We start from the raw sequence: 1,490 nt of genomic DNA, 5'->3' as shown, positions 1-1,490 counted from the left end.
GCTGTAATCCGGGGAAGCGGCGATGACCGGCAGATGCTGGTCGCGGGCGATCTTGCCGACACCCACCAGACCGATGCGGATCGGGCTCGCCATCTCAGAGCACCCGCACAGTCGGATCGGTGGGCGGGGCGGCCGCCAGGGGGTTGCGCAGGGGCAGCGCGAACGGCGCGGCCTCGATCTCGAACACGTCGCCGGGCCGGGTCGCGACGCCGTCGCTGAACGACAGGGTGGCGGTCCCGAAGAAGTGGACATGCACGTCGCCGGGGCGCCGGAAGGGTGCGTATTTGAAGTGGTGCCGCTCCAGGTTGGCGATGCTGTGGGACATGTTCGCCTCCCCGGAGAGGAACGGCTTCTCCCAGAGCACGGCGCCGTCACGCAGGATGCGGCTGGTCCCGCGCACGTCCGGCGGAAGCGCCCCGAGCCACAGCTCCGGGCCGAGGGCGGCCGGGCGCAGCTTGGAATGGGCGAGCCACAGGTAGTTGCCGCGCTCGGTCACGTGGTCGGAGAACTCGTTCGCCAGGGCGAAGCCGAGGCGCACCGGGGTGCCGTCGGCGTCGACCAGGTAGATCCCGGCGATCTCCGGCTCCTCGCCGCCGTCGCGGGCGAAGGCCGGCGAGACCAGCGGCTCGCCGGAGGCGACCAGGCCGGATCCGTCGCCCTTGTAGAACCATTCCGGCTGCACGCCGGCCTCGCCCGGCGCCGGCTTGCCGCCCTCGACGCCCATCCGGAACATGCGCATCGAGTCGGTTGGCGCCGGGTCGGCCGCGGCCGCGCGGTGCATCGCGTCGCGGCCCTCCGCGGAGCCGAGATGCGTCAGGCCGGTGCCGCTCAGCATCAGGTGGGCGGGATCGGCGTGGTCGATGGGCGGCAGGAGCCGGACCGTGTCGAGATCGACGGGCGCGCCGAGTCCCGCCCGCTCCGCCGTCGCGGCCAGATCGTCCCCCGCCTCGAGAGCCCTGCGCGCCAGGACGCGCACGCTGTCGACGCCGAGCACCCGCCGCGCCCGACCGTCGGCGAGCAGCGCGACGCCCCGCTGCCCGTCGGCGGCGCGGAATTGTAGGAGTGATCGTCCCATCTGTGTCCTCCCGGGGACGACCGCTTCGGGTCGTCCTGAACGCGCGGCCGTCGAGGGTCGCGCGGCGGCCTGTCAGCGGCCGGATTGCGGGTCGAGAACGCCGTCGATCCGGCGCGCGAGATGCCAGGGATTGTCCGGACGCAGGGGCGGCGGCAGGAGCGCGTCGGGCAGGTCCTGGTAGCAGACCGGGCGCAGGAACCGTCGATCGCCATCGCGCCCACCGAGCAGCTTCCGGCCGTCCGAGGTCGCCGGGAACGGCCCGCCATGCACCATCGCGGGGGCGACCTCGACGCCGGTGGGCCAGCCGTTCGCCAGGATCCGTCCGGCCTTGCGGGCCAGCAGCGGCACGAGCCCGGCGGCGAGATGCTCGTCCGCGCGGTCGAGGTGCAACGTCGCGGTGAGCTGCCCGCCGAGG

Annotated in this window: 1 protein-coding gene and 2 pseudogenes; all 3 read right to left on the bottom strand. The window is 73.8% G+C overall.

Annotated features, from left to right (window positions below):
• A pseudogene (locus I53_RS36210) lies at window positions 1–93 on the bottom strand (gfo/Idh/MocA family oxidoreductase); the annotation flags it as partial.
• A gap of 1 nt (window position 94) precedes the next feature.
• Window positions 95–1,075, bottom strand: a complete 981-nt coding sequence (gene araD1, locus I53_RS20115) for an AraD1 family protein (RefSeq protein ID WP_043353992.1) — start codon at window positions 1,073–1,075, stop codon at window positions 95–97.
• Window positions 1,076–1,147: 72 nt separating this feature from the next.
• Window positions 1,148–1,490, bottom strand: a pseudogene (locus tag I53_RS20110) (aldehyde dehydrogenase (NADP(+))); the annotation flags it as partial.

The organism is Methylobacterium sp. B1, assembly GCF_000333255.1.
GTDB lineage: Bacteria > Pseudomonadota > Alphaproteobacteria > Rhizobiales > Beijerinckiaceae > Methylobacterium > Methylobacterium fujisawaense.
The sequence above is the reverse complement of the archived record's forward strand: the minus strand, read 5'-3'. Positions and strand labels throughout refer to the sequence as shown.